This is a genomic window from Vibrio sp. SCSIO 43140 (assembly GCF_023716585.1).
Lineage (GTDB): Bacteria > Pseudomonadota > Gammaproteobacteria > Enterobacterales > Vibrionaceae > Vibrio > Vibrio maritimus_B.
The window spans coordinates 2,115,259-2,129,778 of the sequence record NZ_CP071850.1 but is presented as its reverse complement, the minus strand read 5'-3'; the positions used below and the strand labels follow the sequence as shown (position 1 = coordinate 2,129,778).

Genomic DNA, 14,520 nt, shown 5'->3' with positions numbered 1-14,520 from the left:
GGGTAGGTATTACCAGTAGAAACCAGTAGCGGAAGTTTCGCCTTCGATTTCAGTGTAAGAATCAGGTTCATCGCTCTCAGACACCACGACGGTGTTCTTAATAGAGTCGAGTACTTCTGGTTCTTGAGTAGAACTTTCTGCATCTTCCATAACGGGCAAAATGTCACTTAACAATTTGCTTCGTTCTGTTAGATTTTTCACCAGCTTGACTGCATACACCATGTCACCATCAGCGATAGTTCCTGTACGGGGTAAGTTGTCGAAGCTTTCATCAAGCTGCTCTACAAGTCCATCCAGTTGGGTGTGCTTGAAGGACATTGAGAAAACATAGTCTCTCAGTGCTCGAATAGGTTTGAATGTTCTTTGGATCATGGAAGGCTTGCCTATGATCTTCTCATATACGACGTTAGCCTGATCGACTACGGTATCGAGAATGCCCTCAATGATGGTATTCACCGCAATTGCTTCATCTTCAGAAAAGTAAGGTTTGAAGACCATTGGAGGCAGTATCGTAAACTGAAAACGACGGAAGAAATCTTCCTTTGGTGTCTTCAGTGAATCGATAATATCTGCATCGTCTGGGAACGCTTTCTTATGCTCTTCGATGATAGTGTCATAACGTGAAGAACGCTCAGCCACTTCTTTGTAGAAGCCTGCTTTAATGCCCTCAAGTTCTGCGATTAGAATATCTACTTCGTCCACGGGTACTGCGGTTACGCGTCCATATCGGACACCACGAGCAGCAATGGCGCGGCGTGCTTTGGTCTCAAAAGTATTCTTGAACTGAAGTTCACCTTTTGGAAACCATTCGAAGCGATTATTCCTGCAAATCTTGGAGTCAACCTGACGGCCATCTACCAATGTTTTGCTGTTCGCTAGGGTTTTCTCTCCATCACGTCCTGACGTTTGAACATCGATAATGACCAAACCTTCTTGTAACCTCTTAGAGAAATCACCGTCTTGGTTTTTAACTTGGTCGTATTGATCATGTCCAACAGAATCGATATCAATGGTTTGAGAATCATGTAGATCTTTCATAGTTCCTCCGGGAACGGGTTAGGTATATTGGAGGGACTACTTCCCTGTAGGGAAGTAACAACGTCCCTATAGGGTTAGGTGGGTTAAGAAGTTAAGGCTGACTAAAGCTTAATTCTGACTCTTTAAAGACTCGCTTACATGTAAACGTATAGCCTTTAGCTTCTTTTTTGCGTGTGGTATCAACGACGTATTTAAACGCCTGTTGAGGGTTGGCATGGTTCTTACGATAAAAGTTTAGCTTTTTCGCTGAACGTGGTCCGTACACGGCATATGTGTCATCCCCACTAGCATAAATGCCCCAGACTTTATCTGAAGAACCTTGTTTACAGTGATACATGTCGAAGTCCAATGTTGAAAGCATAATGGTACCAAGTTCAGACTTGGGCCAATCTCTATCTTCAAACGGAACGTCTTCAGAGTTATCACTGCTGGTTACTTTTTTGCGTTTTTATCTCGAAGCCATGTGTAACCTTTGTCAAGAATGTGGCCATCCTTGTCTTTGAACACTTGGTCGATAATCTTCTCAATATCTTCTTTGTCACGAGTGTCACACCCATTCCAGAAAACATTATCAAAAGATGCACGCAATGGCGCTTGTTCACCGTTAATTTCGATGTAGTAGCACCAGTTGAGTAGTACACGAGTAGAGAACGCAGTTGCGATCCCAGCTTTTGTAGTACGTTTACGGTCAGGTCCAAGCATTGCATCACGCATGCTATTAGCAAACTGAAGCAACTTTTTCACTAATCGTTTATGGTTTTTCAGATATGGGAATTTACCAAGGACAACTTTTTCTTCAATTGCTTCCGGTAAGTACGGAAAATCAACCACGAATGAGCGGTTACGAAATGCCGTATCCCATCGACGAGATGAAGGGTAAAGCCCTGAAATATCACCTTCACCCGAAGTATTTCCGAGTGTGACGAATCGGAAGTTAGGGTGTGGGTAAATGGTTTCTCCAGTATCTTCAATAAGCCACGGTTTAGTCATTTCTGAAGGTAGGTGAAGTTTCGCTATAAAATCGAGCGATCCTTTATCACACTCATCCAACAGAACGCATTTCCCGTGTTTCATCGCGTCAGCAATGGGACCATACACATAGGTAGTTTCACCATTTTTTAAGACCCAGCGGCCTTGCATTTTCTCTGGACGAAGCGTCGGGTTAACAGACACTAAGTTCAAAGGCCAGCGAAGGCGAGAGCATAACCAAAGGTAGAAATCTGTTTTGCCTGAACCTGTTGGACCAACTCCATGAAAGAAGTTAGGACGGCGAGGCGAGCAAAACCAAGACACGGCCTGTTTAAGCAAAGCTTGATCAGGAATGTAACCGTGGACTTCTTTTGGTACATCTGGGTGACGGTGTTTAGGTATTTGAATAACCGCTTGTACCGAAGGTGGTACGAAAGGTTTAAATACGTCACACATTTTAACACTCACCATTTCCGAGTAGTCGATTTGTTCGACATTAGTTTCAGACGTTTGAGTATTAATCGTTTCAACAGGCGCAGTTGCTTGGTTAGACATAGTAATTCCTCCAAGGAAATTCAATTAAGTAAATTGTGAGCAGAATTGCTCGGGGGTTAGGTATTGAGATCAAGCACATTTAGCGAAAAATGCCTTATTGGCATCGTCCATTAACTGCTTGGCTTTGACCATTAGTTTTGTATCGTTGGTGATTTCTGCCTTACGTAAAAGACGCTGGGCGCGTCTTTTACGGGCGGCTGTCACCGATTTTGGATAATGCATAACAGCCTCCAGAGGAGTTAAGTTATTGTTGGTTGAATCCACGCTGACGGAATGCCGGACCTTGTTGTGGTCGGAATCCCTGCGGATTTGGATTTTGATTACTCGAAGCATTCTGATTGCCATTGTTGTTATGGCCAGAGTTCTGAGCTGGGGTTGGTCGGAAACCATTTTGAGGTGCATTTGGTTGACCATTGTTAGCAGCTTGAGGTGCGGATTGATTTGCTTGTTTAAGCATTTCAAATTCGTACTTTTTCACAATGCCTAACACGCGATTAACACGGAACTCATGCCCTTGGACACTGTTTCCGTGATTGTCGTTGTAAGTATTGGTAGAAAGTTCACATTCAAGCATTACGCTATCACCCTTGTCTAAACCCTGTTTGCAGTTCATTTCGAAAGTCTTTTGACTGATAGAAATACGAGCCCAATGGGTCTCATCCTGCCAATTCTGATTTTCATCTTTGAAGCTACGAGTCAGAGCGACGGTGGCGTTGTACCAAGTATTGCCATTGGCATTTTTCTGCTCGATTGAGCCGATGTTACCACCAAGAGTAAATAGAGCTAAGCTTGGAGCGCCAGCCGCTTGGATAGAATTAGGGTCAATAACACCTAGAACATCGATAAGGTCGTAATACGACACGGTGTACTGAGAGTTATTTTGGCCTTGCTGTTTCATGGTTTTATAAGCGACTTTTACTAGTAGGCCTTGACCTACGTTCGGTTGATAGTCGCTATTAACGAATAACATGATCTGATTAGTTCGTGTTTGTTCGTTATTGCTGTTGTCTAGCCAAGATGTAATTTGGTCAGCCCAAATAGTGGTATTACCATTATTTACTTGTGAGCCAGTTACGATTACAGCCATAAGACCAGTGTTTGAACGGAAATGTTTCATAGTATGTTCCTCAATTAAAGATATAAATGCGGAACTACAGATAGATTAATCCCACAGTGTGGGGTATCTAAAGTAGCCCACAGGTGGGTAGGTTGTTGTCAACGATTATTGACAATAGGGGCATATCAAAAGATATGGGAGAATTTCTGTAAGCTCTCCAACTTAGGAGAGAAACAACATCACTTTAAAAAAGTGAAAAAAGTTTCTCGGGGTAATCAACTTCAGTTAAACACGTTTTTCTGACCATATTCTCGATTAGTGGGCGTTTTTTTCTCATTTCAGCGTGCAACGACATTTTTTACTTTCTCGCTTCACGTAATGCCGCTAGTTCAGCTTCATGGTCGACTTCTTTGTGAGCACTTGCACTTTCTAAATCGGCTAAGGCTGCATCCGCACGATCTCGCATTGCTTCCTGTAAGAACCCTATCTTCTTTTTGAAAAAGGCAAGATGCAGGTACTCTTCCGCTCGCGTAATGCCAACATAAAACAAGCGACGTTCTTCTTCCCAGTGAGGCAACCCTAAACCATCTTTATCTGGTTGCGGTATCCGCTCATCTTGACAGCTGAGTATTGCAACGTTTTTGAACTCCAACCCTTTCGAACCATGCAGTGTTGCTATTACCACTTCATCATCGGAAATCTTCTGGTCTTTTTTGGAGGTAAAACCTGCTATCCGGTCATGAAACTGATCTATCGCTGCTTTGAAACTGTTAAGGCCTTCGGCAGTTCGAGTGATGATGTCTGCCATAGCCCCTATTGCACCAGGACTGCTCATGAGCCTCTGCGCCATAATCATCGATATAATTTGACGTTGATAGTGAGCAGTTTGCTTTTTATCCTGTCCATTGGGCAAGTCTTCATGGAAGTAGTGTTGCAGCGCAGAATGGGAGTGGATACCAAGGCCTCCTGATTGCTTTAGGGACGTAATAATGTTGTCAAAACTTATCCCACTTTCAATCATGTCTTTTGCTACGTCGATGGATAATTCTGACTCATGCATGTAGCCCATAAAGTCAGCAAGATATCTACTGTTTCGGTGACAAAACATCCACATCAATTTGATGTACGCTATCACATCTGGCGCATCAAAAAAGCTTTTGCCACCGAGACGTTTTATCTTAAGTTTGTGCTTTGTTAGCTCAATTTCAACGGTGTCTATTTCTTTGTTCGTTCGAGCTAGAACTGCCCATCCTTTGGGGTCCACCAGTATCTTCTCAACGACCTTCTCTACCTGATCGTCTTCGTCTAGATAGCCTTTGCAGTCAACCTTACCTCCAGTCTCCAAATGGGATTTCAACTGTTTGGGGATGCGTTCCTCATTGTGTTCAATAAGATTATTGGCCACTTCAAGAATGGCTGGTGGACATCGATAGCAGGTTTTCAAGCTATAAGCCTTAGCAGCTAACTCTGCCTGTAGGTTGCGAAAGTTGTTCACGCCGTTGGCATTTCGAAAACCATAGATACTCTGATCATCATCACCAACAACGAAGATATTGACCCCACGTTTTGCATGTTCCAACAAAAACAGATATTGAAGATCATCACTATCTTGAAACTCATCGGCGACAATGTGTGTTACACCCATGGTTTCACTTAGTGGACGTATCGAACCATCACGTATACCTAAAATAACGTCGCGAGATATTTGATTTAGATCTATTCGCTTTTCCTTTTTCATGATGCTTTGATAGGTGTGGAAAAGCTTCAGTTCCATTGTGTTGTATTTGGACCGATCGAGTTTAAGCTCCTGCCCCATCTTATCGATGGTGGCAAATGCTTGGTCGAAATCCATGGCGCTGCTGCATGAACGCATCGAGCGCTCAACATAAATGTTCAGATGTCCACCCATCACAATTCGCTTGTAGCTATTCAGCTGACGCCACATTTGAACCGCAGCCGAATGAAATGTACTTGGAAATGCACGTACAGATTGCGACTTGTTTAACGACCCCTCCAGTCTTCGTTTCATGTTTTTCGCCGCTGCATCAGTAAATGTGAGCATTGCGATAGCGTCGGTTGGACTAATGGTCAAAATACGTTCAGCGTAACGGACGGACACCTCTGTTTTTCCAGAGCCCGGAATGGCTACTACCATGGTGTGGCCATCCGCATTGACGGCAAGTTTCTGGTCTGAATTGAGCATTAATGGTGTACCTGATTGATTTCGATTTCAGTTATTTACACCAATGTAACGGTTAATTAAGTAAATAGTGGTTATTAGAGAGCGAAATTTATGCCGCTAATCCCTAAATCCCAATCTTATTGGGTGTATAAATGGCCTAAACAACAATGACATTCTCTTTGAAATGGAGTCCACATGGCGTTAGATAAAGCGAAGTTGAGAGAAGTAAGACTTAAGAGCGAGGCGAAAGCTAAGAAATGGTTTCCAATAGCACTTTTCATCACGTTGGCGCTATTGGCTACTGCCATCTACCTAATTTGGGTCAATGAATCAGAATCGTTTCCTGTAGGGGTTTTGATCTTAGTTGTACCTATAATCTTGTCTATGTATTGGACAATCGATCTCTTCGCATCTTTGAACCCAGATCTCGAAGCAGGTGATGAACTGATCGACCGAATAAACCGCAGGTTTGAGGAGTGATGAATAATGTTCCGCCTGTAACAACGCTCATATAAACAGCTAAATAGCTAAGTAAATGAAAGTTGATTCCAACTGAATTGAATGTATTAGGAATAAAACATGAAAAAGGCACTCATAGTTGCATCTGCATTGCTTGCCGCCCAGGTAAGCGCTAAATGTACTGAACCATCTGGTTCAATTAACTATCTCCCAATGGATATAACGGCCGAGTATTGCTTCGACTCTGATATTGAAAAATGGACATACACACCGTCACTCATTACGTCAAAGGGCCTTACTGCAAATAGCTTTTTCGTAACCCCTAGAGATAGCGGAGTGCTCTCGAACATCATTGTATATCTTCAAGACGGGACAAGGCATGAGGTCAATATTCTCTCGCTAGCTCGGGCTGAGGTTGAACGTGTAGAAGTCATTAAAGTCATTGATTGACTGGAATAGATACATTTTCAAAACTATCTCGATATGTTGCCTTATGGGGCCAAATGCCCCTCCTCTCTTTTCACAATATCTCTCACCAATTCTAATTCTTTGATGTTCCCCCCCTTTTCCCCCCGTTTTTGACCGTGCAATTTTTCAATTCTGCTCCAGCTAATGTATAACTAACTGTAACAACGCTCATATAAACAGCTAGGACGTAGATTATGAAAAACTTTAAAACAATTGCATTACTTACCGCAGCATCTTTATTGACTGCTTGCGCATCAGGACCCAACATCGCGGAGAAAGAAGACTCCAGTGAGGCACTACAAATCGTTACCTCCGCTGGCGCTTATGGCATTTTCCGTGACAAAACGGTGCCGAAAGACGAAGTTGGTGACGTAGGTTTAACCGGTTACGTGGGCTCAACTTTAATGGGCTTATCGCTCGGTTCTGCTCAAACTGGTTTTGCTATCGCTTTGATGGCTGACTCTACGTTTGGATGGGAGTATGAAAACTACGTCATGTACCTTGATGCCAATGAAGTTAAAGGCAAAGATAAGTATCAAGTCTGTGAGTTAGTCATTGAAAATATGGCTAAAACTATGCCCAATGACTTACAAACGCTACAAGCATTTTCTAAAGCACCATTGACCGAAGCCGATAAATTTACTGAATCACAGTACAACGGTGGAGCTTATCAATGCGTCGATGGTTACAAGCTTTCAGACCGTGAAGACTCGTTGAGTGAAGTCTTTTTCAATCGCGATGAGTTCTTAGTTGGTACGAATGTGATTGTAAGAAGCGTGTCTGAACCAATCGATACGATGAAGTTTGATGACGATCTTCGTAGTAAAATGCCAAGTGGTAATGTAGTCGCGGTGCGTTACTTCTATGACTCAAGTCATATTGCTGACCGCCTGTTCTCGAAGAAAGTAAAAGGTAAGTTCGTCAATCCAGATGGCTTGTATACAAGCCCAAGCATTACCTTACCACCAGCTACGTTCTTGAGTATGCCGCGTAAGCAGTTCATAGCCGAAGGTATGCACTTGAACATGATTTCAATGGTACGTGATAACGATACTGCCTATCTGTTTGTGAAACCGGATAACGAGGTTCCACAATCTATGCCTCTCGCTGATTATCACGAACAATTGGTTAAGAGTTATGAAAGCATTTTAGCCAAGCAATAACATTGCCTTTCACTTACTAAAAGCCCCGCTATTTTGCGGGGCTTTTTAATTGTCTCCTCGGTTACTCTGGACTTAGAATCGATAGTGGTGAGTCACAGACTGGCGGTCGTGGATACACCGAACAATCGACGTTATCTGGCAACGCAGAATCGTGATTTTCTTTGAATGTGTCACTCGCATTTGTTGAATCAAATCGTTCTTTGTTTAGGTCAACTGGATTGAGAGCATGGTCATTGTTAGGCATCCATGGCTGACTAGACAGTGTGTCGATATCGAGTTCATTATGAGTAACAGGTAACCCCGAGGCCATGATGAGAGCTTCCCACTCTGAAAGGTCAATGTCATTCTCCCAATCTAACGTGCTGATTTGGTCAAACGTCATGCCTGAACAATTACCATTTCTTGGATCCAAGCTAATACCCAGAATCGGTGCGGCTTGCTCCATAATAATGCGTCCAAGTGGGCTTGGATAACAACAATAATGTCTTCTTTCAATCCAACAGCCGAATAAGGTATCAACATGGCAAGACGTATTCGAATAGATACACTGACCCATATCGAGTTTTATACCCATTCCAGACTCTTTGTCATCACACTCTGACACCATCATTGCTGCAAGTTTTACTAACTGGTAGGCAGCATACAACGCCATGATCGTGGACATGGCACCTGTAATAGCAGGGTTCATCGTGATCACCGTTGCACCAGTACTTGTGGTGGTCTCTGTGAACAAAATCTTGTTCAAAGCATCGGGCAGTATGTTTTGGATTTGTTGCATGATTTGCTGTTGTATTCCAGAAAAAACAGCTTCGCTCGTGGCCTCTGTCGCTACCCCTTCTACCGTTTCACCTGTAACGTTACGTACAATGGCATCCCATCCAGAACTTACCGCATCGGTGACGTATGATACCGTGTCGTTAACAGGCGTTGGGAAGTGAGTCGCCCAAGAGCCATAGGTGAACCCGCCTTCTGCCGCCATCGCAATTTGCTGTATCGCATTCTCCATAGAATACTGATCCATGATGCCTTTGATGTAGTCGAACTTATTCACTTGACCCGCCGTCAATGAACAACAGTTAAAGCCAAGGCCGGTCTTCTCCACGCCGCAGTATGACGCTTCACCATTAAATACTTTACAAGTGCTAATATCGTCGGGGTTATCACACTCCATGTTTTGCTTAAAGTCTTCAAGCATTTTGAACACGGCCATGGCTTCACCAAAGTCCCCGTTGCTCTCTAATGTTGAATAATCACAGTCTCCCGCAACACATTTCATCTCTCCCGAACACGTCTCTTCCTCAACGGTATATTCATAACTGGCATCAGTATACGTGTTACATTCATAGACTGAGTTGGTTACGTAGGAACGTCCCGTTACAGGGTCTTGGAATGACGGCGAAGATGATATCAGCGAACAATCACCGCTCTCGCGATATGGTGCGCACCTATCCGGTATTCGGTCGTTCATTTCAGCGAATGTGCCACATGTCCTTTCTTGGCTCTCTGGCCAGTTCAACATCCCACAAATTTCTTGTCCGGGTAGTGGGTTACATTCGTAATTCTCCGCGTTGACCTTGGAGCACTCTTTACCATTAGAAGTAACGCCACCCAATGTAATTGGAAGACTACTAACCGCATGTTGATAGGTCGGTGGAGAGTCTTGGTACTCCACGCAGCGCCATCCATCAAACGTACACATAGCAGATTGCGTCCCGTTGCCGCCAAAGGTGTAGTCGGCATCACACTGAGGATCAATGAAATTTGGAGTGCCTGGGGTTCCGTAAGTGTCACAGGTACTTCTAGGTTGTTCATAACCAAGGTGAGTCGCACACCCTGCCGGTTTTTGCTCTATGTACTCTTTAGGTGCTGCACGGGTACGCGTTTTGATTTCAATTTGGGAATATGAGTAACCAATATCATGAGCAGCAACACGGTTTCTGAAGTTAATGAAGCCATTACCTGTTGATCGAGCTTCGTTAAATAATGCAGTTACATCCCCACCATTTGGGAAAGAACCATGTCGACAACCATCACAAATTTGCCATATGGTGCTCTTTTCACATCCACTCCAAGTTCCATCTGGCCTTGGGTTCAGATCCGTGTATGGGAAACCTCCATTCCATCTTCCCCACGCAAATTCCATAATCTCAGTGTCATTGAGGTACACCTGAATATGGTCGTCAAATTGCGCCTTAAGTAATCTTGCCGACTCAATTTCTAGATCATCTCGCAGTTTGATCTGCACGGAGCGATTATATTCTCTACAATATCCCGTCAGTGCCTCTCCGGGATTACCAATTGTCAGTCTGAACGTATAATCATCGACAAATTCAATACTGCCTGTTCCACCTGTTTTTAAGATTGGGTAATCCACAAAACGATTGATTTCACAGCTGCTTAAGTTTGTTCGGTCAGGTTCTTGGCATTCGTATTGGACTTTCCCGATGTATTCTCGCGACTCTGTGTAGGTGTTGGTCACCGTGGTGCATTCTGAGAAAAAATCGGAATCAGGGTCCGTGAGGTCGTCAGCCAAATCCGAGAGAATTTGGTCAGCATCGGTCATGATGGTGTCGTCTGACTCAAGTTTGGTGAAGTTATTTTGATAGTTCTCTTTCAAGGTATTATAGGCAGCAGCATCATAGTCCGTCTCGTTACCTACAACATTGTTTCCTATTCTTGTCGATAGACCGTCAGCAGATTGTCTCAAACGACTTTCGTTCTGATACGCTTGGTCGGCATCAAAATGACCTTCGTTTTTGGCATCAGTGTAACCGCGTCCAAACAGCTCACCATCGGCAAACGTTACGCCACCAACATTCGAATTGTCTCCCCCCATTGAAGGCGTATTGTAACCGTTAAACATCTCATCCAGTGTCATGTTCTGCGCATAAACCACGGGAGCCGTTGCCGCATACAACACCCCTATGTATGAGATGTGAAACAACTGCGTAAAAAACGCGAGTAATGAAAAGTGAGTGAGTATTTTTTTGAACATGACCGCCACCTAATATGGATTACTTAGACAGCGTATAAAAATTGTCAGATGTTTTAGGCGATTAGAGGGCTTTTTTTCAGCCATTAAGGGGGCAAGCTTTCAGATCGAATCAGCCCCAGGTACAGGACTCTGGGGCTGACTTAGGTGGTAATGAGCGCAAAGCTACCTTAAACAGCAATCGTTCCACGAATACATCAAGTAAACAAACGCTTCCCTTCCGGGGATCAACCTAGCATTACCCCATTTCAGGGTGCTATCACCCAATTTATGGCAACATCCACCAGCAGCAGGTACGTTGTTACCATGAAATGGCGGTGTTGAACTCGACTCACGCACAGGATAGAGCATCGACGCACGGTACTGTGGTTTCGGAATCATTGGGGAATACTCAGGTTCACACGACCCCGATGTCATATGATTGCCCATGGTTTTTAACGCTTGCCCTTTCCTATGAAGACCTGCAAGCAATCGAGTCGTTAAGAGGTCAGTACCGCGAATTGGGTCATCTGAGTATTGATTGTTACCTGTTAGCGGGTACATGTTCCCTGCACAACCAGCGCAGAAATAGTTCGCTTCTACCGACCCTCCGGCCATGATGGTCGCACAATCAGCAGTACAGATAGAGGTCGCAATAGGGTTAGCAAATATGGCGGTTTCCGGCGCTAATACAAAAGCAAGCATATCCGATTGGTACAGCGGGTCTGCTTCCGAAAAGTATGCCAAATCAAGGGTAGTCATTGGATCATAGGTACAATCTGCATTGGCAAACATTTCTATCATCTGCATGACTGGGAAGACCCAATACTTATAATGAAAGAACGAAGTCTCAGTGTCATCTAGTGCTGTTTCTGTTCGTCCCTGACCTGCACGAGTGTTGTCGTCAGAAAGTCGTGTTCCAAAGGAAGGCATGCAGTACGGTGTAGGACTAAAAGACACGATGCGATTAGGCTGGTAAAAACCCAAAGGCATGCCAATTTCAGGTATACCCCAATCATCCATGCAGGCACAAAATGGAGAAGGCGAAGAAGCTCCGTTCGGTACATCGGTACCGCCAACGCCAGCAAGCCGAATTGGCAACAGACAACTCCAACAAATCCCGTCAATGATGGATGAGAGAATATTGGCATTAGGACATAGATCCCCAGCCATCTCATTCGCTTGTACTGGCTGAACACTAGAAAGCGCTATCAGGCCGGCTACCAAGCATACTTTGATACGCTTCCACATAACCTTACTCTCTGCTTTCGTTGACTCTATCCATTACCACTTCTGCAGCATCCATCCCCTGCCTTGAAATGGTTTGGACCGACTCTGCTAGTTGGGGATTCTCATTCATAACGTTTTGAGCAGCATCCAGCGTGCTATTGGTAATGCCACGAACAGATTCAGCTATTTGCGGATACGAGTCTGCTAACCAAACGCCTATAGCGACTCCGATAAATACTTTGATTAGGTTACTGAGCATAGTTTCGTCCTTAGTTGTTTAAGTTGATCATGGGTAGTGATTGATTGCTCGAATCCTTATTTAACTTTGATTCAGTAATCTTGGATGTCGTGGTCACAAGGGCTTTGTCAGCTTCTATCATGTTGTATTGCACGACGGATTGACGCGAGTATTCGTTAATTTTGAACATCCCTTCATCCGTACTGACCAAACGCGTTGGGGTCACCTCGATGTCAAATCGATTGATAATGTCCTCTGTCAACAACGTGACAGGAATCGTGAACTGTTTGTTGAGTTCACTGAGATGGTCGAAGCCTCTATTTCGGTCAATTTTCGTTGCTAGAAGATGCAGTAGTCCTCTCGAATTATTCACCGACATGCTTTTCACAAATGCGACTTCATTTTCATCGGTAGCGTCAAAGACATACATCGTCATATGAGCCGGTACAATGTCGTGACCTTTGAATGGTTTCAAAGGGTTTACGACGTCTCCTTTACTCGCTAATACGACACCATTAGTTGCGACCACATCATCAGTTACCACGACAGACGGGTCGAAGATGTACTCGCGGTCTTTCGTAGTAGGCGGCAAAGTATGGAACCTACGCTTAACCCAGTAGCGTTTTAGGGCTTCCTCCTTCATCCTCTCCATGTCTAAACGTTCTAGTCTCGCCTTTACTTCTTCTATCAAGCTTCTTTCTACGATATCGAAGGTATTACCCATTTCTCCCAAGTAGATATCTCCACCATCGTGATTGGGCATTGAAGCAAGTTTCTCCACTTCACTTTGCAGAAAGTCTCCACTGATCAACCCGCGTACTTTACCTATCTGCTTTGTACCATCGGGTCGCATGCGCTCGTAAACCATCATCGGCGCTCTATCAATCCCAAATCGGTCAAATGCCATTGGATCGATATAGATAGATGCCTTGTTGATTTCTTCCATAATCTCTGGATTATCAACATGCATCTTCATGTCATCTTGCGTCTCAGCGAGTTTGGTTTTGAGTTTCCAAACACCACGTATCATGTCATTCAATGAGTGGTCTTGTGGACGCAGCCCTCGGTATACAACGCGAGCTCCCCACAATGACGCCACGTCCAAAACAGCTCGCATTTGATGGTCAGGCATTGAGCTAGAGACAAATATCCACATGACCATTGGGTCACCAGCATTGTCATAGTCTTTGTTTTGCAGTTGGTTTCCATTACTGGCCACCCCTGCTGACTCATCCACTGGCAATAGTGCAAATGAACCATCTGCATCAAAGCCGGTCGGATTTGCATTTAATACTTCAGCCATGGCTTCGAAATTAATTTGCGGGACTTGGTTCGAATCTGATGAGGTTGGATAGGTGATAATGTCACTGCGAGACAATGAACCATTCAGTTTCCGCGCATGGTCTCTCATCAAGCTAAGCTCTTTGTTCAACTTTTCAGATACTTGGGGCGGTTCTAACAGTGCTTTCAGTTCTTCATTATCGTGCGCTTGATTAATGATTTCGTAGCTATCATCTACGGTATCCAGATCGGCCTGTGTCAGTTGCCCGTTATTGGCAGCCACACTTGCTGCGATGGAAAAAAGGCTGATAGCCAATACTGATTTACAAAATTGCATATCCAACTCCAATGACATCACTTTGCTTCACTAATCCCCAGTAACGTGAATCGAATGATGCAGGTAAAGTACCCAGTGCGAAATACTGCCCTTCAGGCACGACAAACTCTCTTTTGATATCGCTTTCGGACAACTTTGTATAAGCCAACATGCGAGTTGCTGAAGTGTCGTAGCGGATCACTTCTCCTTCGGGACTGGTTACCGTGACGCCATCTTCATCAATGGTCACCGTATCTCCCGCAATACCCGCCGCAATCTTGACGAAATTGGTTCCCTCCGCAAAATATGGCTCAGCTTTGCGAATCAAAAAGGACATTAGGTGTCCTCTTTTGGGTGAGTGATTTCGTGTATCAATCATTGCAGCTGTGATTGGCAAACAAGCGGTAGCAGACTGAGTAATTGAGATCTGGTAACGCTGACTAAAGCCAAGCAAAAGCATCACCATAATGAGCATTGTGATAGCAACAGTCAGGTAACGTTTCGTCATGTTCAACATCTTCGTTCCGTGATTAGTTAGGGTTATATGCAATGGTGACCCAAAATTAAGCGGTTTTAGCCGATTAAAGAGCTTA

14 protein-coding genes are annotated in these 14,520 nt (G+C 44.1%); 3 read left to right on the top strand and 11 right to left on the bottom strand.

Annotation, left to right across the window (positions count from 1 at the left end; all coding sequences use genetic code 11):
- Positions 1-9: 9 nt before the first annotated feature.
- From J4N45_RS09990 to J4N45_RS09965, 6 genes are all read right to left on the bottom strand, one after another.
- Positions 10-1,038, bottom strand: coding sequence for a DUF3150 domain-containing protein (locus J4N45_RS09990; protein ID WP_252011255.1), 1,029 nt, complete (start codon positions 1,036-1,038; stop codon positions 10-12).
- Between the two features lie 91 nt (positions 1,039-1,129).
- A complete protein-coding gene (locus J4N45_RS09985) occupies positions 1,130-1,399 on the bottom strand; it encodes a hypothetical protein (protein ID WP_252011254.1) in 270 nt (89 codons plus the stop codon).
- Positions 1,400-1,470: 71 nt separating this feature from the next.
- A complete protein-coding gene (locus J4N45_RS09980) occupies positions 1,471-2,562 on the bottom strand; it encodes an AAA family ATPase (protein ID WP_252011253.1) in 1,092 nt (363 codons plus the stop codon).
- Between the two features lie 69 nt (positions 2,563-2,631).
- Positions 2,632-2,784, bottom strand: a complete 153-nt coding sequence (locus J4N45_RS09975) for a hypothetical protein (RefSeq protein ID WP_252011252.1) — start codon at positions 2,782-2,784, stop codon at positions 2,632-2,634.
- 22 nt (positions 2,785-2,806) lie between these two features.
- The gene (locus J4N45_RS09970; protein WP_252011251.1) at positions 2,807-3,679 is read right to left on the bottom strand and encodes a single-stranded DNA-binding protein; all 873 of its coding nucleotides are present in this window, start codon (positions 3,677-3,679) and stop codon (positions 2,807-2,809) included.
- Positions 3,680-3,977: 298 nt separating this feature from the next.
- Complete coding sequence (locus J4N45_RS09965) at positions 3,978-5,822, bottom strand: ATP-dependent helicase (RefSeq protein ID WP_252011250.1); 1,845 nt, start codon at positions 5,820-5,822, stop codon at positions 3,978-3,980.
- Positions 5,823-5,996: 174 nt separating this feature from the next.
- Here J4N45_RS09965 and J4N45_RS09960 point away from each other — a divergent pair, with 174 nt between their 5' ends.
- The 3 genes from J4N45_RS09960 to J4N45_RS09950 all read left to right on the top strand — a co-directional run bounded on the left by J4N45_RS09960 (position 5,997) and on the right by J4N45_RS09950 (position 7,891).
- The gene (locus J4N45_RS09960) at positions 5,997-6,281 is read left to right on the top strand and encodes a hypothetical protein (RefSeq protein ID WP_252011249.1); all 285 of its coding nucleotides are present in this window, start codon (positions 5,997-5,999) and stop codon (positions 6,279-6,281) included.
- Between the two features lie 99 nt (positions 6,282-6,380).
- Complete coding sequence (locus J4N45_RS09955; protein ID WP_252011248.1) at positions 6,381-6,710, top strand: hypothetical protein; 330 nt, start codon at positions 6,381-6,383, stop codon at positions 6,708-6,710.
- A 212-nt stretch (positions 6,711-6,922) separates the two neighbouring features.
- Positions 6,923-7,891 carry a hypothetical protein gene (locus tag J4N45_RS09950; protein ID WP_252011247.1) on the top strand — a complete coding sequence of 323 codons (969 nt, stop codon included), beginning with the start codon at positions 6,923-6,925 and terminating at the stop codon, positions 7,889-7,891.
- Positions 7,892-7,952: 61 nt separating this feature from the next.
- Here the strand turns inward: J4N45_RS09950 and traN are convergent, their stop codons facing one another.
- The 5 genes from traN to J4N45_RS09925 all read right to left on the bottom strand — a co-directional run bounded on the left by traN (position 7,953) and on the right by J4N45_RS09925 (position 14,435).
- Positions 7,953-10,886 (bottom strand): conjugal transfer protein TraN, encoded by a 2,934-nt coding sequence (gene traN / locus J4N45_RS09945; RefSeq protein ID WP_252011246.1) that lies wholly within the window; start codon positions 10,884-10,886, stop codon positions 7,953-7,955.
- A 162-nt stretch (positions 10,887-11,048) separates the two neighbouring features.
- Positions 11,049-12,113 (bottom strand): TraU family protein, encoded by a 1,065-nt coding sequence (locus tag J4N45_RS09940; protein ID WP_252011245.1) that lies wholly within the window; start codon positions 12,111-12,113, stop codon positions 11,049-11,051.
- Between the two features lie 4 nt (positions 12,114-12,117).
- Positions 12,118-12,351 (bottom strand): hypothetical protein, encoded by a 234-nt coding sequence (locus J4N45_RS09935; RefSeq protein WP_252011244.1) that lies wholly within the window; start codon positions 12,349-12,351, stop codon positions 12,118-12,120.
- Between the two features lie 10 nt (positions 12,352-12,361).
- A complete protein-coding gene (locus J4N45_RS09930; RefSeq protein WP_252011243.1) occupies positions 12,362-13,948 on the bottom strand; it encodes a TrbC family F-type conjugative pilus assembly protein in 1,587 nt (528 codons plus the stop codon).
- Positions 13,935-14,435, bottom strand: a complete 501-nt coding sequence (locus J4N45_RS09925) for a S26 family signal peptidase (protein WP_252011242.1) — start codon at positions 14,433-14,435, stop codon at positions 13,935-13,937. Before J4N45_RS09925 ends, J4N45_RS09930 begins: the two co-directional genes overlap by 14 nt.
- Positions 14,436-14,520 lie beyond the last annotated feature (85 nt).

Excerpts from the sequence above, each read along its gene's own strand:
- J4N45_RS09990 (WP_252011255.1), bottom strand. The coding sequence starts at position 1,038 with ATGAAAGATCTACATGATTCTCAAACCATTGATATCGATTCTGTTGGA.
- J4N45_RS09985 (WP_252011254.1), bottom strand. The coding sequence starts at position 1,399 with ATGCTTTCAACATTGGACTTCGACATGTATCACTGTAAACAAGGTTCT.
- J4N45_RS09980 (WP_252011253.1), bottom strand. The coding sequence starts at position 2,562 with ATGTCTAACCAAGCAACTGCGCCTGTTGAAACGATTAATACTCAAACG.
- J4N45_RS09975 (WP_252011252.1), bottom strand. The coding sequence starts at position 2,784 with ATGCATTATCCAAAATCGGTGACAGCCGCCCGTAAAAGACGCGCCCAG.
- J4N45_RS09970 (WP_252011251.1), bottom strand. The coding sequence starts at position 3,679 with ATGAAACATTTCCGTTCAAACACTGGTCTTATGGCTGTAATCGTAACT.
- J4N45_RS09965 (WP_252011250.1), bottom strand. The coding sequence starts at position 5,822 with ATGCTCAATTCAGACCAGAAACTTGCCGTCAATGCGGATGGCCACACC.
- J4N45_RS09960 (WP_252011249.1), top strand. The coding sequence starts at position 5,997 with ATGGCGTTAGATAAAGCGAAGTTGAGAGAAGTAAGACTTAAGAGCGAG.
- J4N45_RS09955 (WP_252011248.1), top strand. The coding sequence starts at position 6,381 with ATGAAAAAGGCACTCATAGTTGCATCTGCATTGCTTGCCGCCCAGGTA.
- J4N45_RS09950 (WP_252011247.1), top strand. The coding sequence starts at position 6,923 with ATGAAAAACTTTAAAACAATTGCATTACTTACCGCAGCATCTTTATTG.
- traN (WP_252011246.1), bottom strand. The coding sequence starts at position 10,886 with ATGTTCAAAAAAATACTCACTCACTTTTCATTACTCGCGTTTTTTACG.
- J4N45_RS09940 (WP_252011245.1), bottom strand. The coding sequence starts at position 12,113 with ATGTGGAAGCGTATCAAAGTATGCTTGGTAGCCGGCCTGATAGCGCTT.
- J4N45_RS09935 (WP_252011244.1), bottom strand. The coding sequence starts at position 12,351 with ATGCTCAGTAACCTAATCAAAGTATTTATCGGAGTCGCTATAGGCGTT.
- J4N45_RS09930 (WP_252011243.1), bottom strand. The coding sequence starts at position 13,948 with ATGCAATTTTGTAAATCAGTATTGGCTATCAGCCTTTTTTCCATCGCA.
- J4N45_RS09925 (WP_252011242.1), bottom strand. The coding sequence starts at position 14,435 with ATGACGAAACGTTACCTGACTGTTGCTATCACAATGCTCATTATGGTG.